Genomic DNA, 24,494 nt, shown 5'->3' with positions numbered 1-24,494 from the left:
CCGTGCACCTGGGCGTCGCGCCCGTGCTCACCGCCCAGGACACCTTCGCGCTGCGCCGCAGCGCCCGCGCCGTCGCCGACCTGCTCGGCGCGGACGGGCAGGACGCCGTCCGGCTGGCCACCGTGCTGAGCGAGCTCGGCCGCGGTCTGCTCGGCGCCGACCGGCTCACCGCCGCGTTCGACCTGCTGCCGGGGCGGCCGGCCGCGCTGCGGGTCACCCTGGCCTGGCGGGGCGGGCACCGGCTGCCCGACGAGGCGCTGGAGGCGTCCGCCCGGCTGCTGCCCACCCGCCACGAGCACGGCGGCGGGGAGGGCCTGGTGCGGGTCGAGCAGCGGCTCGGCCCCGGCCCCGAGCCGGGCCCGGAGCTGCTCGGACGGGTCCGTGGCCTGCTCGCCGCGCACACCGGCGCCAGCGCCCTGGAGGACTCCCGGGCGCAGACCCGCGACCTGATCGCCGCGCTGGAGCGCACCCGCGCCCAGCGCGAGGAACTGCGCCGCCTGAACCGCGAGCTGGAGGAGACCAACCGGGGCGTCCTGGCCCTGTACTCGGAGCTGTCGGAGGAGCTGGAGGAGACCAACCGGGGCGTGGTCGCGCTGTACGCCGAGCTGGACGAGAAGTCGCGGCAGCTGCGCGAGGCCAGCGAGGCCAAGAGCAGGTTCTGGGCGAACGTCAGCCACGAGCTGCGCACCCCCGTCAACGCGGTGGTGGGCCTGGCCGAGCTGCTGCGCGCCGACGCCGACGCCCCGCCGGAGGAGCGCGGCCGCCAGCTGTCCCTGATCGCCGACTCCGGCCGCACCCTGCTCGCCCTGGTGGACGAACTGCTGGACGTCGCGAAGGCGGAGTCCGGCACCCTCGACCCGCTGTGGGCGCCGCTCGACCTGCGCGCCGTCCTCGCCCACCTGGACGGCACCCTGCGCGGCCTGGCCCGCCCCGGCGTCGAGCTGCGGATCGGTCCCGCGCCCGAGGTGCCGGAGCCGCTGCTCGGCGACGAGACGATGCTGGTGCGGATCCTGCGCAACCTGCTGTCCAACGCGCTCAAGTTCACCGAGCACGGGTCGGTGGAGCTGACCACCCGGATCGAGGAGGCCGGGGGCGAGGGCCCGTTCCTGGTGGTGACCGTCACCGACACCGGCGTGGGCATCCCCGCCGACCAGCACGAACGGGTCTTCGAGGAGTTCTACCAGGTGAAGGGCGCGCACCAGCGGGGCCGCCGCGGCACCGGCCTGGGCCTGCCGTACGCCCGCCGGCTGGCCGAGATCCTCGGCGGCACGCTGCGCCTGGACAGCGCGCCCGGCCGGGGCAGCGCGCTCACCGTCCGGCTGCCCGCGCACCCGGCCCCGCCGCCCGGACCCCGGCGGGGCGTGCTGGTCGCGGTCGACGACGACCCGGCGTTCCGGGACGTGCTGCGCCCGCTGCTGCACGAGATCGCCGAGCGGGTGGTGGAGAGCGGCGACGGCGCAGCCGCGCTGCCGCTGGTCCGCGAGATCCGGCCGGACGGGATCGTCCTCGACCTGCACCTCGGCGACACGGACGGCTACCGGGTCCTCGCCGAGCTGCGGGCCGACCCGGTGCTGCGGCGGACGCCGGTGGTGGTGCTGACCTCCGCCTCGCTGACCGCCGCCGAACGGGCCCGGCTGTCGCACGCCCGCGCCGTGCTGCCGAAGTCCGGCCTGAGCGGCGGCCGGATCGCCGCCGCCCTGTCCGCCCCCCGCCCCGCCCCGCCCCGGCGGCCGTCCCCCGAGGAGGGGTCATGACCGGCTCCGACGCCGGGCCCGCCACCGTCCTGGTGCTCGACGACAACGACACGACCCGTTACGTCGTCGGCAGCTGGCTGCGCCGCGCGGGGCACACCGTCGTCGAGGCGGTCGACGGCACCCAGGCCCTGGCGCTGCTGGAGCGCACCCCCACCGCCGAGCTGCCCGAGATCGCCGTGGTGGACATCAGCCTGCCCGACATGACCGGCTTCGAGGTGTGCGAACGGATCAAGAGCGGGCCGCGCACCGCCGCGCTGCCCGTCGTCCACATCTCCGCCACCGCGATCGCCGCCAGCGACCGCACCCAGGGCCTGCACCGGGGCGCCGACGCCTACCTGACCGAGCCGATCGACCCGGCCGAGCTGCAGGCCACCGTCACCGCCGTGCTGCGCTACGCCCGGGCCCGGCGGCACGCCGAACGCCTGGCCGCCCGGGTCGCGGCGCTGCACCGCAGCACGCTCGCCCTGTACGGCGCCACCGACACCGACGCCCTGGTCGGCGCGGCCGCGCTCGGCGCGATCCGGCTCGGCGCCGCCCGGGCCACCGCGATCGCCCTCGGGCCGGACCGCGACGCCCTGCACCTGGCCCACCACGACCCGGACCTGCCGGACGGCCCGGCGGTGCGGCTGCTCCAGGCGCCGCCCGTCCTGCTCGACGTCATCGCCCACCACACCCTGGGCGACGCCACCGGCACCGACACCGCCCTGCTCGACGCCGAGCAGTGGCACGAGGTCCTGGCCGGGCACGGCCTGGGCGGCGCGGGCCTGCCCGCCGGACCGGTCGCCCTGGTGGTGGCCCGCACCAAGCCCGGCCGCCCGCTGCTGGCCGTGGTCGTCGACCGGGACGCGGTCGCCGACCCCGACGAGCGCGGCCTGCTCCCCCAGCTCACCCAGGCCGGGGCGCTCGCCCTGGAGGCCCAGCGCAGCCAGGCCGAGGAGCACGCCCTCGCCCTCACCCTGCAGCGCAGCTTCCTGCCCAGCCGGCTGCCCGCCGTCCCCGAGGTCGAACTCGCCGTGCGGTACGAACCGGCCTCCGCCCGCAGCGAGATCGGCGGCGACTTCTACGAGGCCATCGACACCCCCGCCGGGCTGCTGCTGGCGATCGGCGACGTGGCCGGGCACTCGCTGGAGGCGGCGATGGCGATGGGCGAACTGCGCCACGCGCTGCGCGCCTACGCCATCGAGGGCCACGACCCGCAGACCCTGCTGCACCGGCTGGACGCCCTGCTGACCCGGCTGCGCCCCGGCCTGACCGCGACGGTGTGCCTGGTGCTGATCGCGCCCGACCGGCGCAGCGTCCAGGTCGCCAACGCCGGGCACCTGCCGCCGCTGCTGCGGCGGCCGGACGGCTCCACCCGCTACCTGACCGAGCACGGCATCCTGCTCGGCCTGAACGTGCCGCAGCCGCCGCCGGTCGACCATCCGGTCGAGCCCGGCAGCACCCTGCTGCTGGTGACCGACGGCCTGATCGAAGTCCCGGGCGAGCACCTGCAGACCGGCCTGGACTCGCTGCGGGACGCCTTCGCCGCCGCCCCGGCCGCGCTCGACCCGGCGGCCGACCTGCTGCTGTCCTCGTTCTCCCGGGCGCAGACCGACGACGTCGCGCTGCTGCTCGCCCGGCTCGGTTGAGCCCCGGACCACACCCCGCCCCGCCCTGCCCGCAAGTCCGCCCCGCACCGTACGGAGCCCCCGTGCCCGAGTACGCCCTGACCATCGAGGTCCGCACCCATCCCGCGGGGGCGAGCGTCGTCGTCCTCGCGGGCGAGCTCGACTTCCACACCGCGCCGCGCCTGCACCGGGCGGTCGAGGGGACCGCCGAGGACCTGCCGCTGGTGCTCGACCTGACCCGGCTCGGGTTCTGCGACTCCGTCGGCGTGGCCGAACTGCTCTTCGCGTTCCGCCGCACCCGGGCCGCCGGCACCGCGCTCGCCCTGGCCGGAACCTCGCTCGACCTGCGACGGCTGCTCGCCATGGCCGGGGTGGACGGGCTGCTGCCCAGCCACGCCACCGTCGACGCCGCGGTCGACGCGCTGCCCCGGAACGGCTGACCCGTCCCGGGGCGCGCGTCCCTACTCCTCGGGCCGCCGCGGGCCGTCCGGGGCGAGCTCGGGCTCCAGGCCCTCGGCCAGCGGCGGCGGGACGGGACGGCCGGTCTCCCGCCGCCAGCCCTCGAACGCCCAGGCGGTGGCCGCGACCAGGCCCAGGCCGAGCAGCCACCCGCCCAGCACGTCGCTGGCCCAGTGCACGCCGAGCGCGACCCGGGTGAAGCCCACCCCCAGCACGCTCACCCCGGCCACCACCCGGGCCGCCGACCGCCACGACGGGCGCAGCACCGGCGAGAACACCAGCAGCAGCACGGTGCAGCAGGTCGCCGCCGTCATCGCGTGCCCGGACGGGAACGAGAAGCCCGGGGCGTGCGCCACCGGGTCGGGCAGCGCGGGCCGGGCCCGGGCGACCGCCGCCTTCACCGCCCAGCCGACCAGTCCGGAGGCGGTCACCGTCGCCGCGGCCCACACCGCCAGCCGCCAGGCCCGCCGCCACAGCAGCCAGCCGACGGCCGCCGCGACCAGCAGCCGCATCGTCAGCGGGTCCCACACCCCGTTGCTGAGCGTGCGCAGCACCGAGAGGACGGCGGGGTGGTCGCGCACGGTGGTGTGCAGCCGGTGCGCCGCGCCCGCGTCGAGGCGGTGCAGCGGCGGCCAGTGCGACTCGATCAGCACCAGCAGCAGCGCGGTCGGCACGGCGGCCACCGCGAACGCGACCACGGCGGCGAGCAGGCGCTCGCCCAGCCGCAGGTCGGCGGTGCGGCGCGACGGCAGCCACCGGTACGGACGCGGACGGAGGGGGTGGCGGGTCACTGCGACGACCTCCCCGGAACCGCGGGGTGCGCGGGGGGCTTCGGCCCGGCGTCCTTCGGCTGCTCGGGGGCCAGCGGGTCGGGCAGGACGGGGCCGGGGGTGCCGGTGCGGTCGGCTTCGAGCTGGGCGGCGAAGGAGAGGCCGAGGAAGAGCGCGATCGCCGTCAGGTAGGCCCAGACCAGCAGCGAGAACACCGCGCTGAGCGGCCCGTAGACGGCGTCGAACGAGCCGCTCAGGCGCAGGTAGAGGCTGAGCAGCCAGGTCGCCGCCAGCCAGAGCACCAGGTGGACCCCGGCGCCGAACGCCAGCCAGCTGTAGCCGGGTTGGCGGCGGCGGGGGGCGCGGCGGAAGACCACCGCGGCCGAGGTGAGGGTGAGCAGGACGCCGACCGGCCAGCGCAGCAGGGTCCAGGCGGCGGTGGCGGCCGGGCCGGTCCCGAACACCTCCTCGGAGGCGGCGGCGACCTGCGGTCCGGCGACCAGCACCAGGAAGCCGGTGCCCATCGGCAGGCCCGCGCCCGCGGCCATCAGCAGGCTCCGCCCGTACTTGCGGTCGAACGGTCGGTCCCGTTCGATGCCGTAGATGCGGTTGGCGCCGCGTTCGATCTGGGACATCGCGGTGACCAGGTTGGCGAGCGCGAACAGGGCGCCGAACCAGAGCGCGAGGGTGCCGCCGGTGCGGTGGCGGCTGCGGTCGAGCACCTCGCGCACCAGGTCGGCGCTGGAGGCCGGGACCATCCGCTGGATGCTGGCGGCGACCAGTTGCCCGAGCGGACCGCCGTGCAGCGAGGAGGCCAGGCCGACCACGGCGATCGCGAACGGCACCAGGGCCAGCACCACCTGGAAGGCGAGGGCGCGGGCGTGGCTGAACCCGTCGGCGTAGCGGAACCGCACGAAGGCGTCGCGGGCCAGCGGCCACCAGGCCCGGCGGCGCAGCGTCCCCACCGCCTCGTCCGCGGACAGGTGCTCGTGGCCGGGCCGGACCCGGCTGGCGGTTCCCATCAGGCCACCTCCCGCTCGGCCCACTCCGCGGCGTTCCCGGCGGGTGCGGCGTTCCCGGCGGGCGGCGCGGGCGGGGTGCCGGGGACGCGGACCAGCAGGGTGTCCGGGCGGGCGGTCAGGGTGAGGGTGCGGCCCTCGTCCACCGGGTCGCCGTCGCACTCGCGCGGATGGGCGCGGTCCGCGGTCAGTTCGATGCGGCGGCCGCGGAAGTGCTCCAGCGGGGCGTCGGGGCCGGGGCGGCGGGTGCCGGTGAGCAGCGACAGCAGGGTCTGCCACCAGCCGCGCGGCCCGTGCGGCTGCACCAGGACGAGGTCGAGCAGCCCGTCGTCGGGCGTCGCGTCGGGCAGCAGGCGCACCCCGCCCTGGAGGGTGCCGACGTTGCCGACGATCGCGGTGCGGACCTGTCGGCGCACCGGCGGGGCGCCGTCGACGGTGACGGTCAGCGGGAAGCGCCGGTCGGTGAGGTGGCGGGCCCCGGCGACCAGGTAGGCGGGCCAGCCGAGGCGGCGCTTGAGGGTGCGGCCGGTGTCGGCCATCACGGCGGCGTCGAGGCCCATCCCGGCCATGGTGGCGGCGGCCCGGGCGGGCAGGCCGTCGCCCTCGACCCGCATCAGGTCGATCCGGCGGGTGCGGCCGGTGAGGGCGGCGGTCAGGGCGGCCTCGGGGTCGGTGGGCAGGCCGAGGTTGCGGGCCAGCAGGTTGCCGGTGCCGCAGGGGACGACCAGCAGGGTGGCGCCGGTGCCGGCCAGGGTCTCGGCGCAGGCGGTGACGGTGCCGTCGCCGCCGCAGGCGGCGACCAGGCGGGCGCCGTCGGCGAGGGCCCGGGCGGCGGCGGCCCGGCCGCAGTCCTCGGCGTCCCCGGCCAGGTGGCGGACGGGGCCGTGGCCGTGGGCGGTCAGGACGGCGGTGAGCCGTTCCAGCAGGGCCTGGTCGACCGACAGCGGGTTGTGCACCAGCGCGGCCGGGAGCGGGACGGCGGCGGCGACCGGTGTCCGCCGCTCGCGGGCGGGCAGCGCGTGCGCGACCACCCACAGGGCGGCCGCGCCGTTGAGCGCCCCGGCCACCACGTCGGTGGGGTGGTGCATGCCCCGGTAGAGGCGGCTGGCGGCGACCAGCACCGGCACCGCCCAGGCGAGGGCGCACAGCAGCACGGGCAGCACCCGGCGCCGTCCGCGCAGCGCGTGCAGGGCGAGCAGGCCCAGGCCGCCGTACAGGGCGGTGGCCGCCCCGACGTGCCCGGACGGGAAGCTGGAGGTGGGCAGGGCGCCGTCCAGCCGGACGACGTCGGGCCGGGCCCGGTCGACCAGGTGGGCGGCGGTCACGAACAGCGCGGCCTGCAGCGCGACGGCACCGGCGAGCAGCGCGGCGTCCCGCCACCGGTGCCGGAGCAGCAGCAGGGCCGCGGCGGCGGCCGTCACCGCCACGACGGCCGGGGTGAAGGCGATCGCGGAGAGCCAGTCGCTGGCGGTGGTCAGGGCGGGGGTGCGGTGCGCGGCCAGCCGGCTGACCAGGCCGTTCTCGCCCGGGTCCCACCAGTGGCCGGGCGGGTGGGTGATCAGCAGTCCGACGGCGACCAGTGCCGCCAACTGCCCCAGCACCGCCGCCAGTACGCCGAGCGGTCCGGCCGCCCGTCCCCGAGTCCTCGTCATGGCCCCCGTGTCCCCCGGTCCGCGGTTTTCATCCCTCCCGTTTCCTCTTCGGCCCCCCTCCGCGGGCATCGTTCGCGGCGCAGTGGGTAGCCGAGCGGCCGCCACAGCGACCCGCCCCGGACGGAGAGACCGATGACGACCGAGACCGCGCCCGAACCCGCCCCGTCCCCACTCCCCGCGGACCGCGGCCGGGTGCTGCGCCGCCGACTGGAGGGGCTGATCGGCATCGCCGCGACCGAGGGCAACCTGCTGACGCCGCTGCGCAACGGGGACGAGATCTTCCCGGCCATGCTGGCGGCGATCGACGGGGCGCGGCGGACGGTCGACCTGATGACGTTCGTGTACTGGCGCGGGGAGATCGCCCGGGTCTTCGCCCGCTCGCTGGCCCGCCGGGCGGCCCTGGGCGTGCGGGTGCGGCTGCTGCTGGACGGGTTCGGCAGTCGGCTGATCGAGCCGGAGCTGATCGACCTGATGGAGTCGGCGGGCGTCCAGATCTCGTGGTTCCGGCGGCCGGTGCGGCTGTCGCCGTTCAAGCAGAACCACCGCTGCCACCGCAAGGTCCTGGTGGTGGACGGCCGGGTCGCGTTCACCGGCGGGGTCGGCATCGCCGAGGAGTGGTGCGGCGACGCCCGGCACCCGGGCGAGTGGCGGGACACCCACGTGCGGGTGGTCGGGCCCGCGGTGGACGGCATCGCGGCGGCGTTCGCGCAGAACTGGGCCGAGTGCGCACCCGGCACGCTGTACGACGCGGCGGACCGGTTCGCGGAGCACGAGCAGCCGGGCGGGGCGGTGGTGCAGGTGGTGCGGGGTTCGGCCGCGGTCGGCTGGCAGGACCTGCAGACCCTGATGCGGGTGGTGATCTCCTCGGCCGAGCGGCGGCTGCGCCTGGCGACGGCGTACTTCGCGCCCGACGACTACTTCGTCGACCTGCTGTGCGCCGCGGGCCGCCGCGGGGTCGCCGTCGACCTGCTGGTGCCGGGTCGGCACACCGACAAGCGGGTGTGCCAGTTGGCGGGCGAGCGCCACTTCGGGCGGCTGACCGCCGCCGGGGTGACGGTGTGGCGGTACGGGCCGACGATGATGCACGCCAAGGTGCTGACGGTGGACGGGACGGCCGCGGTGGTCGGCTCGGCGAACTTCAACCGCCGCTCGCTGGACCACGACGAGGAGGTGGTGCTGACCGTGGTGGACGAGGAGTTCACCGCCGTCCTGGACCGGCACTTCGACGAGGACCTGGCGCGCAGCGAGGCCGTCGTGCCGGAGCGCTGGCACCGCCGCGGCCCGGCCCGGCGCGCCCTGGAGGCGGCCACCGCCCCGATCCGGCACTTCCTGTGAGCGCCCCCGCCCCCGGCGGAAACGGCCAACTCCCCTCCCCTGCAACGGGTTTGGGGTCGACGCGACGGGCAAGGCGGCAGCCATGAGACGGACAACTTCGGTGATATCGGTCCTGGCCCACGCGCTCGCGGCGATCCTGGTCGTCTGGATCCTGCTGGACCTCTTCGGCGCCAACCAGGACAACGGCCTCGTCAACTGGTTCCACACCGCCGCCGACTGGCTCTCCGGCTGGTCCCGCGGCCTGTTCACGGTCTCCCACCACACCGCCCAGGTCCTGCTGGACTACGGCGTCCCGGCGGTCGTCTACGTCGTCATCGGCAACCTCGTCACCCGCAGCCGGGCCCTCGACTGAGCGGCCCGCGAGAACCGTACGAAGGAACGAGGAGGAGGACGTCGATGGACGGGAACCCGCGTGAGGACGCCCGGCTGGGCCGGGTGACGACGGCCGCGGGCCGGACGGGCTTCGTGGCCCGGGGCGTGGTGTACGCCCTGGTCGGGGTGCTGGCCCTGCGGATCGCCTTCGGGGCGGGCGGGGAGGACGCCGACCGGCAGGGGGCGCTGCACCAGGTCGCGGAGCAGCCGTTCGGCACGGTGCTGCTGTGGGCGCTGGCGGTCGGCTTCGTCGGGATGGCGCTGTGGCGGGCCTCGACGGCGGTGTTCGGCGAGGCCGGGCGGAAGAAGACCGGCTCGCGGCTGCTGTCGGCCGGGCGGGCGGTGTTCTACGGCTTCGTGGCCTGGGGAACGGCCTCGTACGCGGCGGGCTCCGGCGGCGGCTCGGACAGCGACTCCGCCTCCAAGGACTGGACGGCCACCACGCTGGGCTGGCCCGGCGGCCGCTGGCTGGTGGGCGTGGCCGGGCTGGTGCTGGCGGGCGTCGGCGCGGCGATCGCGGTCCGCGCCCTGCAGCGGCGCTTCCTGCGCAAGCTCGACACCGCGTCGATGGACCCGCGCACCCGGACCGCGGTGACCGGGACGGGCATCTCCGGCAACGTGGCCCGCGGCGCGGTGTACGCGGCCGCCGGGGCGTTCGTCGTGGTGGCGGCCGTCCGCTTCGACCCCGGGCGGGCCCGGGGCATGGACGACACCCTGCGCTCCTTCGCCGACAGCGCGGCGGGCCCGTGGCTGCTGGTGGCGGTGGCCGCCGGGCTGGTCCTGTACGGCGTGTTCTCCTTCGCCTCGGCGCGCTGGCGCCGGTTCTGAACCCCCGCCGGGTGACGAGGGCCCGGCTCCCGACGAGGGCCCGGCTCCCCCGGCCGCGCGGTCAGAGCCGTTCGAGGCGGCGGCGCGCGGCGTCCAGCGAGCGGACCCGGCGGGCGGCGCCCCGCCACGGGTCGGGGGCCTGCAGGCGTTCCGCCGTGGTGGCGAGGGTCCAGCGCCGGGCGGTGAGGTCGGGGTCGTCCAGTTCGTCGAGGGCCAGCGGGGTGGCGACCGGCGCGCCGGGCAGGGCGCGGACCGCGTACGGGGTGACGGCGTTCTGGCCGTAGGCGTTGCGCTGGACGTCGAGGTAGAGCCGCCCCCGGCGGGCCGCCTTGCGGGCCTCGGTGGTGACCAGGCCGGGGTGGCGGCGGGCGAGCAGCTCGGCGGCGTCCCGGGCGAAGGCCCGGACCTCGTCGAAGGAGGCGCTGCGGTCGAGCCGGACCAGCAGGTGCAGTCCGCGCGAGCCGGTGGTCATCAGGTCGGCGGGGAGGCCGAGTTCGGCGAACAGCCCGTGCGCCAGGACGGCCGCCTCCCGGACGGGTTCGAAGTCCTCGCCCGCCGGGTCGAGGTCGAGGACCATCAGGTCGGGGTGGTCGGGCCGGTCGGCCTTGGCGAGCCAGCGGTGCGGGGTGACGCACGCCTGCCCGACCAGGTGGAGCAGGGTGGCCAGGTCGTCGCAGACGGGGTAGCGCACCGTGCCGCCCGCCTTGGGCAGTTCGGCGCGCCGGATCCACTCCGGGAAGTGCTCGGGGGTGTCCTTCTGGACGAGCCGGGGGCCGTCGATGCCGTCGGGGTAGCGCTCCAGCATCAGCGGACGGTCGCGCAGCTGCGGCAGGATGCGCCGGGCGACGCGGCGGTAGTGCGCGGCGAGGTCGGCCTTGGTGAGGCCGTCCGCCGGGAACAGTTCCTTGTCGGCGCGCTTGAGCTGGACGATCCGGCCGCTGGCCCGGATCTCGACGGTGGTCATGGCGTGCTCCGTTCCCGGACCACCTCGGTGGGCCGCTTGTCCTCGCGCAGGCCCAGGTAGCGCGGGTGGCGCAGCCGCCCGGCCCTGGTCCACTCGGTGAAGGCGATCTGCGCGACCAGTTCGGGGCGCGCCCAGTGCGCGCCCGGCTCCCGGACCCGGTCGGCGAACGGCGGGCGCTCCTGCTCCAGTTGCTCCAGCCGGGCCCGCAGGGCGTGCAGGGTCGGGGTGTCGTAGCCGGTGCCGACCTTGCCCGCGTACCGGAGCCGCCCGTCCTGGTAGTGGCCGACCAGCAGGGCGCCGAAGCCGACCCGGCTGCCGGCCGGCTCGGTGAAGCCGCCGATCACCAGTTCCTGGTCGGCCGCGCACTTGAGCTTGAGCCAGTCCGGGGAGCGCCCGCGCCGGTAGCGGCCGTCGGCCCGTTTGGCGATCAGCCCCTCCCAGCCGCGTGCGCAGGCCGCGGCGAGCAGCTCGCGGCCGTCCCGTCCGACCCGGTGGGTGGTGTAGTGCAGCGGGGCGCGGAACTCCAGTGCCCGGCGCAGCAGGGACTTGCGGCTGCGCAGCGGCAGCGCGGTGGTGTCGCGGCCGTCCAGGCGCAGCAGGTCGAACAGGTAGTAGCGGACGGTGACGGGGCTGGCCCGGACGTCCTCGGCGCGGGTGAGCTGCATGCGCTGCTGGAGCAGGGCGAAGTCGCTGCGTCCGCCGCGGACGGCGGTGATCTCGCCGTCGACGGTGAAGTCCCGGACCGGCTGGGCGGCGAGGGCGGCCACGACCTCCGGGTAGGTCGGGCCCAGGTCCCGCCCGGTGCGGGACAGCAGCCGGACCGGGCCGCCGTCGCGGACCGCGAGGGCCCGCACGCCGTCCAGCTTCCGTTCGAACAGCATGTCGGCGTCGAAGGTGCGGCGGTCACTGAGGGTGGCGAGCATCGGCTGCTCGGGCCCGCGGGCGTCCGTTCCGGGCATCGTCCTGCCTCCTCCCGGCCGGGCCCCGGCGTCTACCCGGCCGGGGTCGGGCCGACACGTCCCGCGTGCCGGGTGCGGATCCGGGCAGGCGCGGTGGCGGGGGTGATACGCGCGGAAGGCGAGGTGCGGGGCGATGACGGTGGAGACGACCACGTCCGAACTGCTGGCGGAGCACGGCCGGACGTACGCGCAGGAGGCCGGGATCACGCTGCGCGACCGGCCCTCGCCGCTGTACCGGCTGCTGGTGCTGACGGTGCTGAGCGCGGTCCGGATCAGGGCCGCCACGGCCGTCGCGGCCGCCCGGGAGCTGTCCCGGGCCGGGCTGCGCACCCCGCGGGCGATGGCCGACGCCCCCTGGCAGGACCGGGTGGACGCCCTGGGCCGGGCCCACTACGTCCGGTACGACGAGAGCACCGCCACCGCGCTCGGCGACGGGGCCCGGCTGGTGCTGGAGCGCTGGCGCGGCGACCTGCGCCGGATGGCGGCGGAGGCGGACGGCGATCCGGGGGCGCTGCGCGGCCTGCTGCGGGAGGTGCCGCGGATCGGCCCGGTCGGCGCGGACGTCTTCTGCCGCGAGGCCCAGGCGGTGTGGCCGTGGCTGCGCCCGTCCTTCGACGCCCGGGCCTGCCGGGCGGCGCGGAGCCTGGGCCTGCCCGGCACGCCCGAGGGGCTGGCCCGCCTGGTGCCGCCGCAGCAGTACGCCGTCCTGGCCGCCGCCCTGGTCCGCTCCGGCGCCGCGTGAGTCCCGCGCGCGGCCCCGCGGGAGGCCCGTCCCGCGGGGCCGACCGGGTGCGGACCGGCGCCCGCGGCCGGACCCTGGTGTGGACACGGGCCGGATCGGGCAGCCGCGCGACACGTGCCGAGGCGGCGGAGGGAAAGGTGAGCACGATGGCCAAGGCGGTGTGGAAGGGAACCCTGACGTTCGGGCTGGTGAGCCTGCCGGTGGCGCTGTACCCGGCGACCGAGTCGCACGCGGTGCGCTTCCACCAGTTGCAGCGCGGCACCACCGACCGGGTGCGGCTGCGGCGGGTGAACGAGCGCACCGGCGAGGAGGTGCCGTTCGAGGACGTGGTCAAGGGCTACGAGCTCGCGGAGGGCCAGTACGTCGTCGTGGAGCCCGCCGAGCTGGAGGAACTCTCCCCCGGGCGCTCCCGGACGATCGAGATCGGCGGTTTCGCCGACCTCGCGGAGATCGACCCGGTCTTCTTCGACAAGACCTACTACCTGGGCCCCGCCGACCCGGCGACCGCCAAGGTCTACCAGCTCCTGGTGGAGGCGCTCGCCCACTCCCACCGGGCGGGCATCGCCGTGTTCGCGATGCGCGGCAAGGAGTACCTGACCGCGGTCGACTCCGCCGACGGGCTGCTGGAGCTGCGCACCATGCACTGGGCCGACGAACTGCGCGACCCGCAGCAGGAGGTCCCCGACCTGCCCGACCGACGCAGGGACTTCAATCGGACCGAGCTGGCCACCGCGGAGCAGCTCATCGAGATGCTGTCCGTCGGCTGGAACCCGGAGGACTACCACGACACCTACGAGGAGCGGGTCCGGGAGCTGGTCGAGGCGAAGGCCGAGGGCCGGGAGGTCGCCCTGTCCACCGGCGACGAGCCCGAACCCACCGAACTCACCGACCTGGTGGACGTCCTGCGCCGCAGCCTGGACGAGGCCCGCGCGGCCCGCGGGGGCAGTGCGGGCGGTGCGAGGGCCGGACGGGCCGGAGCGGGCCGGGCGGGAGCCGGCCGGGCTGCCGGGTCGAAGGGGTCGCCGAAGCGTGGGCGGGCCGGGCGGGAGGCGCCGGAGCCCGCCGAGGCCGTGGAGGACCTCGCCTCGCTCAGCAAGACCGAGCTGTACCGGCGGGCGGCCGCCCTCGGCGTCCCGCACCGGTCCACCATGACGCGCGACCAGCTCCAGTACGCCCTGAAGGCCGCCGCCCGGCCGCGCCGGAAGCTGGGCAGGGCGTCCTGAGCGGGGGGCCGGACGTCAGTCGGAGGAGAGCAGCGGGCCGAGCGGTCCCAGGTCGATGTTGAGGTCCTCGGGGGTGAGGCCGAAGTGCTCGCGGAGCTCCGCCATCCGGTCCTCCAGCGCCATCAGGGTCAGGCCCAGCTGCTCGACCTGCTCCTCGTCCAGGTCGCCCCGGTCGATCCGGCGCAGCGCCTGGCGCTCCATCAGCTGCCGGAGCAGTTCGACCACCGTGAGGACCAGGGACGCCAGGTCCCGTCCGACCGTCTCGGGGTCGAGCTCCACCCGCCGGGGCCGGTCGCCGCTCACGGCCCCGCTCCCCCGTCGGCGGTCGGCCCGTCGGCGACCAGCGAGCTGACCGAGGCGATCAGTGCCCGCAGGCTGATCCGGACCAGGTCGACGTCGGCGATCGAGAGGGTGATCTCGCCCGCGATCACCACCCCGCCGGCCAGCACCCGGTCGAGCAGGTCGACCAGGGCGACCTCGTGCTGCCGCAGCTCGGGGGCGAGGTCGTACGCACTCATTCCGCGTCGCCCCCGGACGGCCCGGACGGCCCGATCGGCAGGTCGGCGAAGGAGTACGGGGGCCAGGGCCCGGTGAGTTCCACCCGCAGCACGGGGCCGTGCAGGCGCTGGAGGCCGGTGACCGCGCGGGCGAACTCCGCGGCCCGCGAACGGTGCACCAGGTAGGCGCCGTTGAGCAGCATCGGGTCGCGGACGCCGGTCGCCTCCGGGGGCTGCGGCGGGTGCTCGGTGCTGCGGTCGGCGAGTCCGGCCAGGGTCCGGTGGACCTGCCGGGCGCGTTCGGCGGCGTCCGCCAGCGCGCGGTCGGCCCGGTCGCGGGCGGAGCGGCGGCGCAGCAGGTAGGCGGTGCCCGGACGGTCCTCCGGCGCGCCGTCCTCCTCGTCCCCCTCGTCCGGGTCCGTCCGGTCCTGGTACGCCTTGACGCCCCACTCGGTGCGGTCGGCGATGCCCGCGAGGGCGGCCCGGAAGCCGTCGGCGTGCGCCGTCAGCAGGGCGCGGACCCGGTCGTCGTCGCGGTACACCGTGCCGTAGCGGACCGGGAGGGCCCGGCCGCCGAGCGCGGAGACCACCCGGTGGTGGGCACGCGCGGTGCGTTCGAGCCACTGGGGTTCGCCGAGGTGGCGCTGTAGGGTGTCGCTGTCGAAGTCCGGGGTGGGCACCGAGCCGACGACCGCGAGCAGCCCGTCGGCCGTGACCGTCCGCGGGCCCTCGTCGGCGACGCCCCCGGGGAGGTCCGGCGGGAGCGGGTCGGGGCCCGCCGGGGCCACCGCGTACAGCCAGGTGTGGGTCATGACGTCCTCCGCGGGCGGGTGCCGGTGCCCTTCCGGGCCGGGGGCGGCTCCGCCGCCCCCGGCCCGGCGTCGGCGTCGGCCTCCCCGGCGTCCTCCTTCGAGCGGGCGGCCTCCAGTTCGCCGAGCCGTTCGCGCAGGCGGCGGTTCTCGGCGGCGAGGTCGCGGCGGCGGTCGCCGGAGGAGAGCGTGGGGTCGTGCTCCCACCAGTCGATGCCCATCTCGCGGGCCCGGTCGACCGAGGCGATCAGCAGCCGGATCCGGATCGTGAGCAGTTCGATGTCCAGCAGGTTGATCCGGATGTCCCCGGCGATCACGATGCCCTTGTCCAGCACGCGTTCGAGCAGGTCGGCCAGGTTGGCGGGCTGCGGCGCGGCGGAGGTCCCGGGGTACGCGGGCGCCGCGCCGTTGCCGCGCCACGGGGTCGGGGTGCTCACTGCTCCTCCTCCTCGGGGAACCGGCCGCGGTGGTAGCGGCTCTCCCGGCGGTAGGCGAGCAGGTCGCCGTCCGGGGCGAGGTCGACCCGGTAGAGGGCCAGGATGTCGGTGGAGTCGGGGATCCGGCGGCTCTCCACCACCTCGATGCCGATCCGCCAGCCGTCCTCGGTCCGCTCCACCGCGGTGACGCCCTCCGGGCTGCGGCCGGTCATCGCCCGCACCTGGGCGGCGGCCCGACGGGCGGCCCCGGCGGCGTCGATCCGGGGACGCTCCTCGTCCTCCTCCTCGTCCTCTTCCGGCTCCTCCTCGTCCTCCTCGTCCTCTTCCGGCTCCTCCTCGGGCTCGTCCTCCTCCGGCTCGACCTCCTCTTCCTCCGGCCCCGCGTCCTCGGGCTCGGGCTCGGGCTCGTCGCGCCGGGGGGCGCGGCGCCGCCGGGCCGGTGCGCCGCGCGGCTCGCCCTCGTCCGGGGGCCGGCGCCGTCGTCGTGGCGGTTCCGCCCGTTCGCGTTCCAGTGCGTCGGTGTCGGGCCGCTCCTCGGCGTCGGCGGCCCGGCGGCGGGGCCGTGGCTCCGCTTCGGGGTCGCGTGCGGGCCGCCGTCGCGGCGCGCCGGTGGACGAGCCGCGCTTCGGACGGTCGTCCGGGCGGCGGGTGCGTGACTCGGGCACGGCTCACACCTCCCAACCCTCGCTCGGCGGCACCAGCCGCCGTACCAGTTCGGCCTCCCGGGCCGCCGCGTCCTCCTCGCTGATCGTGCCGGCCTCCCGGGCGGCTTGGACCTCCATCAGCTGGCGGCGGACGGCCGCCGGGTCGTTCAGTTCCTGCCACGCCTGCTCGTACAGCCGCTCGGCCACCCACACGACGCCGCGGACCGGCGCGAGCGGCAGGGTGAACAGGCCGGTGATCAGTCCCATGAGCCGCGTCCTTGGGCGTCGACGAGTTGGGAGGCGAAGTCGTACGGGGCCAGCGGGCCGAGCAGCCGGAGGTCGATCCGGCCCTCCCAGGTGGCGGCGAGCCCGTCCGCGGCGCGTTCGAACTCCTCCCGCCCGTCCTCGGCGACCAGGAAGGAGGCGTTCACCGGCTGGTCGGCGGAGGAGTCGCCGCGGGCGGTGGCCGCGGCGAGCGGACCGAGCTGCGCCGCCAGTTCGTCGGCGTCGGCCTGCGCCCGGGCGGTGAGCTCCTCGGAGACGAGTTCGCCGAGCCGGATCCGCTGGTAGCGGGAGGCGTCCTCGGAGAGCGTGGCGATCTCCTCCCGGAGCCGGGCGACATCGGGCCGCTGGTCGAGGATCTCGCGCAGCACCCGGTCCTGCCGGTACGTGCCGCGGACGGTGAACTGGGCGAGGCCCTCCAGCCCCTCCAGCGCGGTCAGGAAGCGCTCCTGCTGCGGGGCGAGCAGTTCGTCGGTGACGGCCGTCGCGTCCCGGACCACCGCGCCGAACCGGAACGGCAGGACGGGCGTGCCCGCGGCCGCCACCGCGTCCAGCACCCGGGCGTGGCCGATCAGGTCCTGGGGCGTGCCGAGCGGGCGGCGGGGATCGATCTCGCTGACCAGGGCGGCCAGTTCCCGGTGCCGCACCGGAACGACCGGCCCGGGCAGGTCGCCGACGCCGACCACCCCCTCCGGCGCGGTGGCGTCGGCCGGGACGATGCCGTAGACGTAGCAGGCCGAGTCGGACGGCAGGGTGCTGCTCATTGCTCACGTCCCTTCCGGGTCGGCCGGGTCCGCCGCCGGGGCCGCTCCTCCGGCTCCTCCTCGTCCTCGTCGTCACCCCCGCCGACCAGGTCGGACACCTTCTCCTTGACGCCTTCGAGCGCGCCGCGGGTCTTGTGCCGGGCCCCGCCCTCCTGCATGTCGTTCACCAGTTGCGGGAGCCCCTTGCTGTTGTCCTGGGTGATGTCGAGCCGGTTGACCGCCTCGGCGAAGCGCAGGTACGTGTCGACGCTCGCCACCACGATGCGGGCGTCGATGGTGAGCAGTTCGATCCCGACCAGGGAGACCCGGATGTAGATGTCGATCACCAGGCCCTTGTCGAGGATCAGGTCGACCACGTCCACCAGGCCCGAGGAGGACGGGCGGGACATGTAGTTGCTGGAACGCGGGGCCACTGACACCGCTCTCACCTCTTCCGGGAGGAGGCCCGGCGGGAGCCTCGGCGGGCGGGCTGTTCGGGCTCGTCCTCCTCGTCCTCCGCTTCGTCCTCGTCCTCGTAGTCCTCGTCCTCGTCCTCGTCCTCTGGCTCGTCCTCGTACTCCTCCTCGTCGTCGTACTCCTCGTCGCCGTCCTGGTCCTCGTCCTCGTCCGGTTCCTCGTCCTCGTCCTCGTAGCCCTCGTCCTCGGGCTCCTCCTCGTACTCCTCCTCGTCCGGCTCGTCCTGGTCCTGGTCCTGGTCCTGCTGCTCTTCCTCCTCCTTCACGGCGTCCTCGTGGGAGCGGACCACCTCGCTGTCGCGGATCTCGCCGCGCCAGCCCTCGACGTCGTCGGGGTCGAGGATCGTGCGCGTCATCACGTGGCGGCGGAAGTGCTTCAGCTCCAGCCGGGCGCGGCGGCCCTGGGCCCGCCACAGGTTGCCGGTGCGTTCGAACAGGCCCTGGGGGTGGTACTCGAGGACGACCAGGATCCTGGTCAGGTTGGGGGCGAGTTCGTGGAACGTCACCGCCCCGTCCACCGAGCCCTTCTGGCCCTTCGAGCGCCACACGATCCGCTCGTCCGGGACCTGCTCGACGATCGTCGACTCCCAGGTGCGGTGCGAGAGGAAGATCCCGGCCTTCCAGCTCAGCTTCTCGTCGGCGGACTGGTCGACCTGTTCGACGCGCTTGGTGAACTTCGGGAAGTCCTGGAACTGGGTCCACTGGTTGTAGGCGACCCTGAGGGGGACTCCGACGTCGATCTGCTCGATGATGTTGGTGACCTTGGTCTCCTTGTTCCCGCCGCCACCACCCCCGCCGCCACCACCGAGTTTCCCGGTCACGGCGTCCTTCACCTTGGACGCCCCCGCCCCCAGCACCTTCTTCGCGATGGTCCCCCCGAGGCCGCCGCCGCCACCCCCGCCCCCGCCGCCGTCGTCGCCGTCGTCACCGCCGCTGCTGCTGCCGCCGTTCGCCACGTAGTCGACGAGCCGCTCGGTCACCCCGCCGACCCTGTCGGCCGCCGCCGTCATCGCCCGCTCCCCCAGCGCGGACGCCAACTCCTTCGCCTGGTCCTTCAGCCGGTCGGTGGGGAGCGCCTCCAGCACGCTGCCCGAGCCGTTCCCGCCGCCTTCGTCGGACTGGGACTGCCTGGCCATCGCCGGTCACCCCGCCTTCGTCTTCTTGGCCGACGCGCGTGTCCCGGTGCTCTTCCGGGCGGACGCGGTGCCGGTCGACTTCCGTCCGGCGGCCGACGAGGCGGTCCGTTTGGCGGCCGCGGACTTCCGCGGCGCCGCCGCCTTCTTCGCGGTCTTCTTCGCGGTACCGGTACCGGTGCGGCTGCGGCTGCCGGTCGAACGGGAAGCGGTGGACGCCGTGCTGCTCTTGGCCCGCGACGGGCGCTTCGCCGCGCCGCCGCCCGTCCCGCCGCTCGCGCGGGAGCCGCTGCTGCTACTGCTGCGCGAGGTGCGTCGTCGGGGCGGCGGTTCCTCCTCTGCCTCCTCCGGCTCCTCCTCGTCCGGCTCCTCCTCTTCCTCTTCCGGCTCCTCGCCCTCCTCCGGTTCCTCCTCGGCCTCCGCCTCGTCCGGTTCCGGCTCCTCTTCCTCCGCCGGCTCCTCGCTCTCCTCCGGCTCCACCTCGTCCTGGTCCGGTTCCTCCTCGTCCCGGCCGCGACCCGCGGTGCGGTCGCGGATGGCTTCGGTCTGCTGCTGCAGGCGGTCGGTGAGCGCGCCCATCCGGTTGCCCGCGGCCGTCACCAGGGCCTTCTTGCCCGCCTCGGTGAGGTCGCCGCGCATCTCGTCCACCAGGCCGCGCAGTTGCGGCGAGGACTCGACGAGTTGCCCGAACAGCACGCCCGGGTTGGTGCTGAGCTTCTTTCCCGCGGCCATCCCGGCCAGGGCCAGCGCCCAGCGGGCCTTGCGCCAGCGCCCGAGGAAGTAGCCCGCGACCACGGCAGTTGCCAACTTCGAATTCTTCATCGGATACCCCGTAGAAGGAGTCGGACCGGTCCTGGTGGCCGCCCCTCTTCGACAGTCGTACCGCCTACCCGACACCCGGAACACGACACACCGATATCCGGATCTTTCGGGCATTCATTCCGGCCCGGCCGGGTAGGCGGGATCCGACGCGGGCCTGATCGGACGGGTCCACCGGAACGAAGGAGCAGGTCATGACGGTCGACGCGGTACTGGCGGCGGGATCACTGGCGAAGGAGTCGAGCGGTCCGTCCCTCCTGGTGGTGGTCGTTCCGGCGCTGATCATCGTCGCCGCCCTGATCGGGGCGTTCGTGTGGGGCAGTCGGCGGCGGCGGCGTCCTCCGGCGGGGCCCGGGCCCGCTGCCCCGCGGGCCGACTCCTGGAGCACGCCGGAGGACGACGGTCCGGGCGGCCCGGGGTCGGCCGTCCCCCCGCGCGGCCCGGACGGTCCCGCCGGCCGTTGACCCGTGCAAGAGCCGCCCGGCGCGCACCGTCCGGGCGGCTTTTGTGTCGGTCCACCCGTTGGGCGCCGGAATGTCGGGCATACGTGCGGCGTATCCGGAGGCTTTCGGCGATCGAGGAGGCGGTCAGCGGTGGTGCTGCTGTGTCTGGGGGTGGTGGCGGGCTACGCGCTCGGCGGGCTGCTGACGGCCCGGACGGTCTTCCGGCGGGAGCGGGAGCGCTTCCTGCGGGCGGGCGGCGCCCGGGCGGTGGCCGACGAGCGGCGGGTCGGCACGTTCGAGCGGCAGGAGCGGCAGCAGACCGAGGCGTTCGCGCTGTGCGCGGGCGCGCTGTGGCCGGTGGCCCTGCCGGTCCTGGCGCTGCACGGCCTGGTCGGGGCGGTGGCCCTGGACCGCGGGCGCGTTGCCGTCGTCCGGCCCGACCCCCGGGAGGTCGCCGCCCGGATCGAGGAGCTGGAACGCGAGCTGGAGCTGGGCCCGCACGCCGGGCCCGCACCTCGGCCGACCGAGCGCCGTCAGACCGAGCGCCGTCCGGCCGAACCGCAGCCGGTCGAGCCGCGACCGGTGGAGGTCCGTCCGATCGGCGGCCGGGGCGCGCGGGGCGGTACGCCGTCCGGGTTGTCCCGGTGCCCGGAGCAGCGGACCGGGGCTGCGCCCTCCCGGTATCCGCGATCGGCTTGAGAGATGCCCGACGAGACACCGCCCCTGAACCTCGGCGAACGGCTGCTGGAGCAGTTCCTGACCGCGGGCCGCACCCTCGACCCCGGGGAGGCGCCGCGCTTCGCCGAGCAGTACACCCGGGCGCTGGGCCTGGGCTCGTCCGCCGTGTACCTGGCCGACATCCAGCAGCACCGCCTGGTCGCCCTGGCCGAGGGGCCGGACCTGCCGATCGACGGGACGCTGGCGGGGTGGGCGTTCCGGACCGGGACGATGCGGGTGGCCGAGGATCCCGACTCCGGCCTGGCGGTCTGGTTCCCGCTGACCGACGGGGCCGAACGGCTGGGCGTGCTGGGGCTGCGCACGCCGTAGCTGGACCGGGAGGCGGTGCGGCGCTGCCGCCTGCTGGCCTCGGTGCTCGCGATGGTGATCACGTCCAAGCGGGACACCAGCGACAGCTACGCGCACGGCACCCAGGCCGACACCATGAGCCTGCCGTCCGAGATGCTGCGGGCCTTCCTGCCGCCGCGGACGGTCTGCACCGACCGGGCGATCTCCACCGCCGTCCTGGAGCCGGCCTACCGGCTGGGCGGGGACGCGTTCGACCACGCGCTGGCCGACGGGGTGCTGCACGCCGCCGTGCTGGACGCGATGGGGCACGACCTGGCGTCCGGGCTGACCGCCTCGCTGGCGCTGGGCGCCTGCCGCAACGCCCGCCGCAACGGCGCGGACCTGCCGGACCTGGTCGACACGATCGACCGGGCGCTGCACGACTGGTTCCCGGACCGGTTCGCGACCGGCGTCTTCCTGCGCCTGGACATCGCGACCGGCACCCTGCACTGGGCCAACTGCGGGCACCCGCACCCGCTGCTGATCCGCTCCGGCGAGGTGGTGGCGGGTGCGCTGGACGGGCCGGGCGAGCTGCCGCTGGGGCTGAGCCACTACACCGGCGCCCCGCGGACGGTGCGGACCTTCTCGCTGAAGCCGGGCGACCGGCTGCTGATCTACACCGACGGGGTGGTGGACGCGAAGGGCGCCAACCACGAGTTCTTCGGGCTGGCCCGGTTCACCGACTTCGTGATCCGGGCGGCCGGTGCCGGGGAGACCGCCCCGGAGACGCTGCGCCGGCTGATGCACGCGATCCTGGAGCACCAGGACGAGGGGCTGACCGACGACGCCACCATCATGATGATCGAGTGGCAACCGCTCTCCCCGCCGCTGCTGGACGACACCCGTCCCCACCTCCCGCGCTGGTGAGACCGCCTGCCGGTGAGACCGTCCGCTGTTCTCCCGGGCCCCGGACGTGCGCCGACGGCGGAGGCCGTGAGCCTCCGCCGTCGGCGCCGTCGGGTCGGTACCGAGGATCCGCTACCAGCGGTACCAACGTCCGCGGCCACCGGACGCGTTGGTGCTGCGGGCGAGGAAGCCCACCAGCCACACCACGAGCACGACGACCGCGACCCACCACAGGATCTTCACCGCGAAGCCCGCGCCGAACAGCAGCAGGGCGAGGAGCAGGACCAGCAGGAGCGGAACCACGATTTGTCCTCCTTCGTATCGGTACGCCCGCCGTCTGCCCACTGATCGCCCGGGCATGCCGTCCACCGGCCGTCAATCGGTAGGAAAATCCGCCCGCTCAGCCCTGGCTGGGCGGCGGGAAGCGGTCCCAGACCCGGTGCTCGGCGAGCAGGTCCGCCAGGTCGCGCAGGACCTGCACCGGGTCGGTGCCGAGGACGACGCCGGGCCCGTCGGCCGGGAGTCCGGCCGCGGCGAGGGCGTCGCGGGCCCGGCCCCAGCCGCCGATCGCCTTGGCGTGCCGCCAGGCCTCGTCGAGCAGCAGGGCCAGCCGCGGGTCGAGGGCGGCGTGCAGCCCGGCGGCGCGGGCGTCCCGGGCGGGGGACGCGTCGGCGGCGGGGGCGGGGGCCCCGGCCAGCAGGACGGCGTCGAACTCGACGGAGCGGGCGGTGGCGAAGCTGCGCTGCACCCAGGCCGGGTCGCCGCCGGTGGGGGCGACCACCAGGGGCACCAGGTCGGCGGCGAGGGCGGCGCTGCGGACGGCGTCGAGTTCGGCGGGGTCGGTGTCCGGCCCGGTGAGGATGCCGACGGTGCGTCCGGCGACCGGCCAGCTGCGGCCGAGCTGGGAGAGCGCGGCGCTGGGCTCGACGGGCCCGTCGGCGGCGTCGCCCTCCGGGGCGGGCAGGCCGAGGGCGGCGGCGACCTCGGCGCACAGCCGCCCGTCGATCCGGGCCAGGACGCGCAGGGTGCGTTCGCGGACGGCGGGTTCGGTGCACTTGCCGAGCTCGAAGCTGTAGGCGTTGATGATGTGTTCCTGCTCGACGGGCGTCATGCTGGCCCAGAACAGCCGGGGCTGGCTGAAGTGGTCGTCGAACGAGGCGGGCGCCTCCCGGACCTTCCTGGCCTCCGGGACGGGCTGCGGGTGCTCGACGAAGGCCCGCTCGTCGGCCCCGGCGAAGAACGGGCAGCCGCCGTCCAGCGAGTTGGGCTTGTAGGGGGCGACGCCGGTGTGCACGGCGTCCTGGTGGAAGCCGTCGCGCAGCATGTCGTTGACGGGGGCGTGGGTGCGGTTGATCGGGATCTGCGCGAAGTTGGGGCCGCCGAGCCGGGTGATCTGGGTGTCGATGTAGGAGAACAGCCGCCCGGCCAGCAGCGGGTCGTCGGTGACGTCGATGCCGGGCACCAGGTGGCCGGGGTGGAAGGCGACCTGCTCGACCTCGGCGAAGAAGTTGGTCGGGTTGGCGTGCAGGGTCATCAGGCCGAGGGCCTGCACGGGGACCAGTTCCTCGGGCACGATCTTGGTGGGGTCGAGCAGGTCGATGCCCTCGAAGGTCTGCTCGGGCGTGTCGGGCATGACCTGGACGCCGAGCTCCCACTGCGGGTACGCCCCCGCCTCGATGGCGTCGTACAGGTCGCGGCGGTGGAAGTCGGGGTCGGCGCCGCCGATCAGCTGGGCCTCGTCCCAGGTCAGCGAGTGGACGCCGAGCTTGGGCTTCCAGTGCCACTTGACCAGGCAGGTGGCGCCCTCGGCGTCGACCAGGCGGAAGGTGTGGACGCCGAAGCCCTCCATCGTCCGGTAGGAGCGCGGGATGCCGCGGTCGGACATGTTCCACAGCGTGTGGTGGGTGGCCTCGGTGTGCAGCGAGACGAAGTCCCAGAAGGTGTCGTGGGCGGACTGCGCCTGCGGGATCTCCCGGTCGGGGTGCGGCTTGCCCGCGTGCACCACGTCCGGGAACTTGATCGCGTCCTGGATGAAGAACACCGGGATGTTGTTGCCGACCAGGTCGAACACGCCCTCTTCGGTGTAGAACTTGGTCGCGAAGCCGCGGGTGTCGCGGACGGTGTCGGCGGAGCCGCGCGAGCCGAGCACGGTGGAGAAGCGGACGAACACGGGGGTCTTCGCCCCGGCGGCGAGGAACCCGGCCTTGCTGATCCGGGCGCCGGTGCCGTAGCTCTCGAACACGCCGTGCGCGGCGGCGCCGCGGGCGTGCACCACGCGTTCCGGGATGCGCTCGTGGTCGAAATGGGTGATCTTCTCGCGCAGGTGGTGGTCCTGGAGCAGGACGGGGCCGCGCGGTCCGGCCTTCAGCGAGTGGTCGGAGTCCGGCAGCCGGGTGCCCTGCGCGTTGGTCAGGTACGCACCCGCCTGGGCGCGGGGCGGCCCGTCCGTCCGCGGGCCGCGGCCGGTGGCCGAGACCGGCGCGGGCGCGGCCTGGTCGGGCTTGGGGGGCAGCGGCGGACGGGGCTCGACCGGCTCCTCCACCGTGGGCCGGCCGGCGCTCGGTTCGCCGGGCAGGTCGGGGCGGGTGTCGTCGGCAGTCATGGAAGTCCTTCCGG

General features: G+C 75.6%; 27 protein-coding genes and 1 pseudogene. 11 read left to right on the top strand and 17 right to left on the bottom strand.

Translation table 11 applies throughout. From position 1 onward, the window contains the following. Window positions 1-2 precede the first annotated feature (2 nt). From QSK52_RS25850 to QSK52_RS25840, 3 genes are all read left to right on the top strand, one after another. A complete protein-coding gene (locus tag QSK52_RS25850) occupies window positions 3-1,754 on the top strand; it encodes a hybrid sensor histidine kinase/response regulator (protein ID WP_435053364.1) in 1,752 nt (583 codons plus the stop codon). Further along, on the top strand, window positions 1,751-3,382 hold the full coding sequence (locus QSK52_RS25845) for a fused response regulator/phosphatase (protein ID WP_285738550.1): 1,632 nt from the start codon (window positions 1,751-1,753) through the stop codon (window positions 3,380-3,382). The genes QSK52_RS25850 and QSK52_RS25845 overlap by 4 nt, the downstream gene beginning before the upstream one ends. A gap of 62 nt (window positions 3,383-3,444) precedes the next feature. Then, entirely contained in the window at window positions 3,445-3,801 is a 357-nt protein-coding gene (locus QSK52_RS25840) for an STAS domain-containing protein (protein WP_285738549.1), read from the top strand. A gap of 21 nt (window positions 3,802-3,822) precedes the next feature. Here QSK52_RS25840 and QSK52_RS25835 read toward each other — a convergent pair whose 3' ends face one another. From QSK52_RS25835 to QSK52_RS25825, 3 genes are read right to left on the bottom strand one after another with little or no spacing between them, the layout of a single operon-like run. Then, window positions 3,823-4,611, bottom strand: coding sequence for a phosphatase PAP2 family protein (locus QSK52_RS25835; RefSeq protein ID WP_285738548.1), 789 nt, complete (start codon window positions 4,609-4,611; stop codon window positions 3,823-3,825). Continuing rightward, a complete protein-coding gene (locus QSK52_RS25830) occupies window positions 4,608-5,612 on the bottom strand; it encodes a YihY/virulence factor BrkB family protein (RefSeq protein ID WP_285738547.1) in 1,005 nt (334 codons plus the stop codon). The genes QSK52_RS25835 and QSK52_RS25830 overlap by 4 nt, the downstream gene beginning before the upstream one ends. After that, window positions 5,612-7,261 carry a diacylglycerol kinase family protein gene (locus tag QSK52_RS25825; RefSeq protein ID WP_285738546.1) on the bottom strand — a complete coding sequence of 550 codons (1,650 nt, stop codon included), beginning with the start codon at window positions 7,259-7,261 and terminating at the stop codon, window positions 5,612-5,614. The genes QSK52_RS25830 and QSK52_RS25825 overlap by 1 nt, the downstream gene beginning before the upstream one ends. A gap of 132 nt (window positions 7,262-7,393) precedes the next feature. Here QSK52_RS25825 and QSK52_RS25820 point away from each other — a divergent pair, with 132 nt between their 5' ends. The 3 genes from QSK52_RS25820 (at window position 7,394) to QSK52_RS25810 (ending at window position 9,796) form a co-directional block, all read left to right on the top strand. Continuing rightward, window positions 7,394-8,596, top strand: coding sequence for a phospholipase D-like domain-containing protein (locus QSK52_RS25820; RefSeq protein ID WP_285738545.1), 1,203 nt, complete (start codon window positions 7,394-7,396; stop codon window positions 8,594-8,596). 100 nt (window positions 8,597-8,696) lie between these two features. Next, window positions 8,697-8,948: a hypothetical protein gene (locus tag QSK52_RS25815; protein ID WP_352230309.1), complete on the top strand. Its 252-nt coding sequence runs from the start codon at window positions 8,697-8,699 to the stop codon at window positions 8,946-8,948. Window positions 8,949-8,992: 44 nt separating this feature from the next. Beyond that, on the top strand, window positions 8,993-9,796 hold the full coding sequence (locus tag QSK52_RS25810) for a DUF1206 domain-containing protein (RefSeq protein WP_285738543.1): 804 nt from the start codon (window positions 8,993-8,995) through the stop codon (window positions 9,794-9,796). A 61-nt stretch (window positions 9,797-9,857) separates the two neighbouring features. Here the strand turns inward: QSK52_RS25810 and ligD (QSK52_RS25805) are convergent, their stop codons facing one another. After that, a complete protein-coding gene (gene ligD / locus QSK52_RS25805) occupies window positions 9,858-10,760 on the bottom strand; it encodes a non-homologous end-joining DNA ligase (RefSeq protein ID WP_285738542.1) in 903 nt (300 codons plus the stop codon). Continuing rightward, the gene (gene ligD / locus QSK52_RS25800) at window positions 10,757-11,719 is read right to left on the bottom strand and encodes a non-homologous end-joining DNA ligase (RefSeq protein ID WP_285738541.1); all 963 of its coding nucleotides are present in this window, start codon (window positions 11,717-11,719) and stop codon (window positions 10,757-10,759) included. Before ligD (QSK52_RS25800) ends, ligD (QSK52_RS25805) begins: the two co-directional genes overlap by 4 nt. Window positions 11,720-11,852: 133 nt before the next feature. On the opposite strand from ligD (QSK52_RS25800), the gene QSK52_RS25795 reads away from it, so the two are divergent. Together QSK52_RS25795 and QSK52_RS25790 are read left to right on the top strand one after the other, a co-directional pair. Beyond that, on the top strand, window positions 11,853-12,461 hold the full coding sequence (locus QSK52_RS25795) for an endonuclease (protein ID WP_285738540.1): 609 nt from the start codon (window positions 11,853-11,855) through the stop codon (window positions 12,459-12,461). Between the two features lie 146 nt (window positions 12,462-12,607). Beyond that, window positions 12,608-13,684, top strand: coding sequence for a Ku protein (locus QSK52_RS25790; protein WP_285738594.1), 1,077 nt, complete (start codon window positions 12,608-12,610; stop codon window positions 13,682-13,684). A 15-nt stretch (window positions 13,685-13,699) separates the two neighbouring features. On the opposite strand, the gene QSK52_RS25785 is transcribed toward QSK52_RS25790, so the two are convergent. Genes QSK52_RS25785 through QSK52_RS25740 form a run of 10 tightly spaced genes read right to left on the bottom strand, consistent with a single transcriptional unit; the run spans window position 13,700 to window position 19,512 of the window. Beyond that, on the bottom strand, window positions 13,700-13,987 hold the full coding sequence (locus QSK52_RS25785; RefSeq protein WP_285738539.1) for a gas vesicle protein K: 288 nt from the start codon (window positions 13,985-13,987) through the stop codon (window positions 13,700-13,702). Continuing rightward, window positions 13,984-14,202, bottom strand: a complete 219-nt coding sequence (locus QSK52_RS25780; protein WP_285738538.1) for a gas vesicle protein — start codon at window positions 14,200-14,202, stop codon at window positions 13,984-13,986. Before QSK52_RS25780 ends, QSK52_RS25785 begins: the two co-directional genes overlap by 4 nt. Next, window positions 14,199-14,993 (bottom strand): GvpL/GvpF family gas vesicle protein, encoded by a 795-nt coding sequence (locus tag QSK52_RS25775; protein WP_285738537.1) that lies wholly within the window; start codon window positions 14,991-14,993, stop codon window positions 14,199-14,201. The genes QSK52_RS25780 and QSK52_RS25775 overlap by 4 nt, the downstream gene beginning before the upstream one ends. Continuing rightward, window positions 14,990-15,427, bottom strand: a complete 438-nt coding sequence (locus QSK52_RS25770; protein WP_435053360.1) for a gas vesicle protein — start codon at window positions 15,425-15,427, stop codon at window positions 14,990-14,992. The genes QSK52_RS25775 and QSK52_RS25770 overlap by 4 nt, the downstream gene beginning before the upstream one ends. Next, the gene (gene gvpO / locus QSK52_RS25765; protein WP_285738536.1) at window positions 15,424-16,092 is read right to left on the bottom strand and encodes a gas vesicle protein GvpO; all 669 of its coding nucleotides are present in this window, start codon (window positions 16,090-16,092) and stop codon (window positions 15,424-15,426) included. The genes QSK52_RS25770 and gvpO overlap by 4 nt, the downstream gene beginning before the upstream one ends. 3 nt (window positions 16,093-16,095) lie before the next feature. Continuing rightward, window positions 16,096-16,338: a gas vesicle protein GvpG gene (locus tag QSK52_RS25760; protein ID WP_285738535.1), complete on the bottom strand. Its 243-nt coding sequence runs from the start codon at window positions 16,336-16,338 to the stop codon at window positions 16,096-16,098. Then, window positions 16,329-17,117 (bottom strand): GvpL/GvpF family gas vesicle protein, encoded by a 789-nt coding sequence (locus tag QSK52_RS25755; protein WP_285738534.1) that lies wholly within the window; start codon window positions 17,115-17,117, stop codon window positions 16,329-16,331. The genes QSK52_RS25760 and QSK52_RS25755 overlap by 10 nt, the downstream gene beginning before the upstream one ends. After that, entirely contained in the window at window positions 17,114-17,536 is a 423-nt protein-coding gene (gene gvpJ, locus QSK52_RS25750; protein ID WP_285738533.1) for a gas vesicle protein GvpJ, read from the bottom strand. Before gvpJ ends, QSK52_RS25755 begins: the two co-directional genes overlap by 4 nt. 5 nt (window positions 17,537-17,541) lie before the next feature. Further along, window positions 17,542-18,708, bottom strand: a complete 1,167-nt coding sequence (locus tag QSK52_RS25745) for an SRPBCC family protein (RefSeq protein WP_285738532.1) — start codon at window positions 18,706-18,708, stop codon at window positions 17,542-17,544. Window positions 18,709-18,714: 6 nt separating this feature from the next. Then, the gene (locus QSK52_RS25740; RefSeq protein WP_285738531.1) at window positions 18,715-19,512 is read right to left on the bottom strand and encodes a hypothetical protein; all 798 of its coding nucleotides are present in this window, start codon (window positions 19,510-19,512) and stop codon (window positions 18,715-18,717) included. Window positions 19,513-19,718: 206 nt separating this feature from the next. Here QSK52_RS25740 and QSK52_RS25735 point away from each other — a divergent pair, with 206 nt between their 5' ends. From QSK52_RS25735 to QSK52_RS25720, 3 genes and pseudogenes are all read left to right on the top strand, one after another. Further along, on the top strand, window positions 19,719-19,988 hold the full coding sequence (locus QSK52_RS25735) for a DUF6479 family protein (protein ID WP_285738530.1): 270 nt from the start codon (window positions 19,719-19,721) through the stop codon (window positions 19,986-19,988). 129 nt (window positions 19,989-20,117) lie between these two features. Then, window positions 20,118-20,666, top strand: a complete 549-nt coding sequence (locus QSK52_RS25730) for a hypothetical protein (RefSeq protein ID WP_285738529.1) — start codon at window positions 20,118-20,120, stop codon at window positions 20,664-20,666. A gap of 3 nt (window positions 20,667-20,669) precedes the next feature. After that, window positions 20,670-21,899 (top strand): annotated as a pseudogene (locus QSK52_RS25720) (PP2C family protein-serine/threonine phosphatase). A gap of 111 nt (window positions 21,900-22,010) precedes the next feature. On the opposite strand, the gene QSK52_RS25715 reads toward QSK52_RS25720, so the two are convergent. Further along, a complete protein-coding gene (locus tag QSK52_RS25715) occupies window positions 22,011-22,181 on the bottom strand; it encodes a hydrophobic protein (protein ID WP_285738526.1) in 171 nt (56 codons plus the stop codon). A 97-nt stretch (window positions 22,182-22,278) separates the two neighbouring features. Then, window positions 22,279-24,480 (bottom strand): catalase, encoded by a 2,202-nt coding sequence (locus tag QSK52_RS25710; RefSeq protein WP_285738525.1) that lies wholly within the window; start codon window positions 24,478-24,480, stop codon window positions 22,279-22,281. Window positions 24,481-24,494 lie beyond the last annotated feature (14 nt).

This window comes from Kitasatospora phosalacinea (genome assembly GCF_030268885.1).
GTDB lineage: Bacteria > Actinomycetota > Actinomycetes > Streptomycetales > Streptomycetaceae > Kitasatospora > Kitasatospora phosalacinea_C.
The sequence above is the reverse complement of the archived record's forward strand: the minus strand, read 5'-3'. Positions and strand labels throughout refer to the sequence as shown.

Bases quoted from the DNA above. Each gene is read 5' to 3' on its own strand.
- QSK52_RS25710 (WP_285738525.1), bottom strand. From the start codon at position 24,480: ATGACTGCCGACGACACCCGCCCCGACCTGCCCGGCGAACCGAGCGCC.
- QSK52_RS25810 (WP_285738543.1), top strand. From the start codon at position 8,993: ATGGACGGGAACCCGCGTGAGGACGCCCGGCTGGGCCGGGTGACGACG.
- QSK52_RS25830 (WP_285738547.1), bottom strand. From the start codon at position 5,612: ATGGGAACCGCCAGCCGGGTCCGGCCCGGCCACGAGCACCTGTCCGCG.
- QSK52_RS25795 (WP_285738540.1), top strand. From the start codon at position 11,853: ATGACGGTGGAGACGACCACGTCCGAACTGCTGGCGGAGCACGGCCGG.
- QSK52_RS25745 (WP_285738532.1), bottom strand. From the start codon at position 18,708: ATGGCCAGGCAGTCCCAGTCCGACGAAGGCGGCGGGAACGGCTCGGGC.
- QSK52_RS25735 (WP_285738530.1), top strand. From the start codon at position 19,719: ATGACGGTCGACGCGGTACTGGCGGCGGGATCACTGGCGAAGGAGTCG.
- QSK52_RS25755 (WP_285738534.1), bottom strand. From the start codon at position 17,117: ATGAGCAGCACCCTGCCGTCCGACTCGGCCTGCTACGTCTACGGCATC.
- ligD (WP_285738542.1), bottom strand. From the start codon at position 10,760: ATGACCACCGTCGAGATCCGGGCCAGCGGCCGGATCGTCCAGCTCAAG.
- QSK52_RS25825 (WP_285738546.1), bottom strand. From the start codon at position 7,261: ATGACGAGGACTCGGGGACGGGCGGCCGGACCGCTCGGCGTACTGGCG.
- QSK52_RS25845 (WP_285738550.1), top strand. From the start codon at position 1,751: ATGACCGGCTCCGACGCCGGGCCCGCCACCGTCCTGGTGCTCGACGAC.
- QSK52_RS25780 (WP_285738538.1), bottom strand. From the start codon at position 14,202: ATGAGTGCGTACGACCTCGCCCCCGAGCTGCGGCAGCACGAGGTCGCC.
- QSK52_RS25775 (WP_285738537.1), bottom strand. From the start codon at position 14,993: ATGACCCACACCTGGCTGTACGCGGTGGCCCCGGCGGGCCCCGACCCG.
- ligD (WP_285738541.1), bottom strand. From the start codon at position 11,719: ATGCCCGGAACGGACGCCCGCGGGCCCGAGCAGCCGATGCTCGCCACC.
- QSK52_RS25820 (WP_285738545.1), top strand. From the start codon at position 7,394: ATGACGACCGAGACCGCGCCCGAACCCGCCCCGTCCCCACTCCCCGCG.
- QSK52_RS25790 (WP_285738594.1), top strand. From the start codon at position 12,608: ATGGCCAAGGCGGTGTGGAAGGGAACCCTGACGTTCGGGCTGGTGAGC.
- QSK52_RS25760 (WP_285738535.1), bottom strand. From the start codon at position 16,338: ATGGGACTGATCACCGGCCTGTTCACCCTGCCGCTCGCGCCGGTCCGC.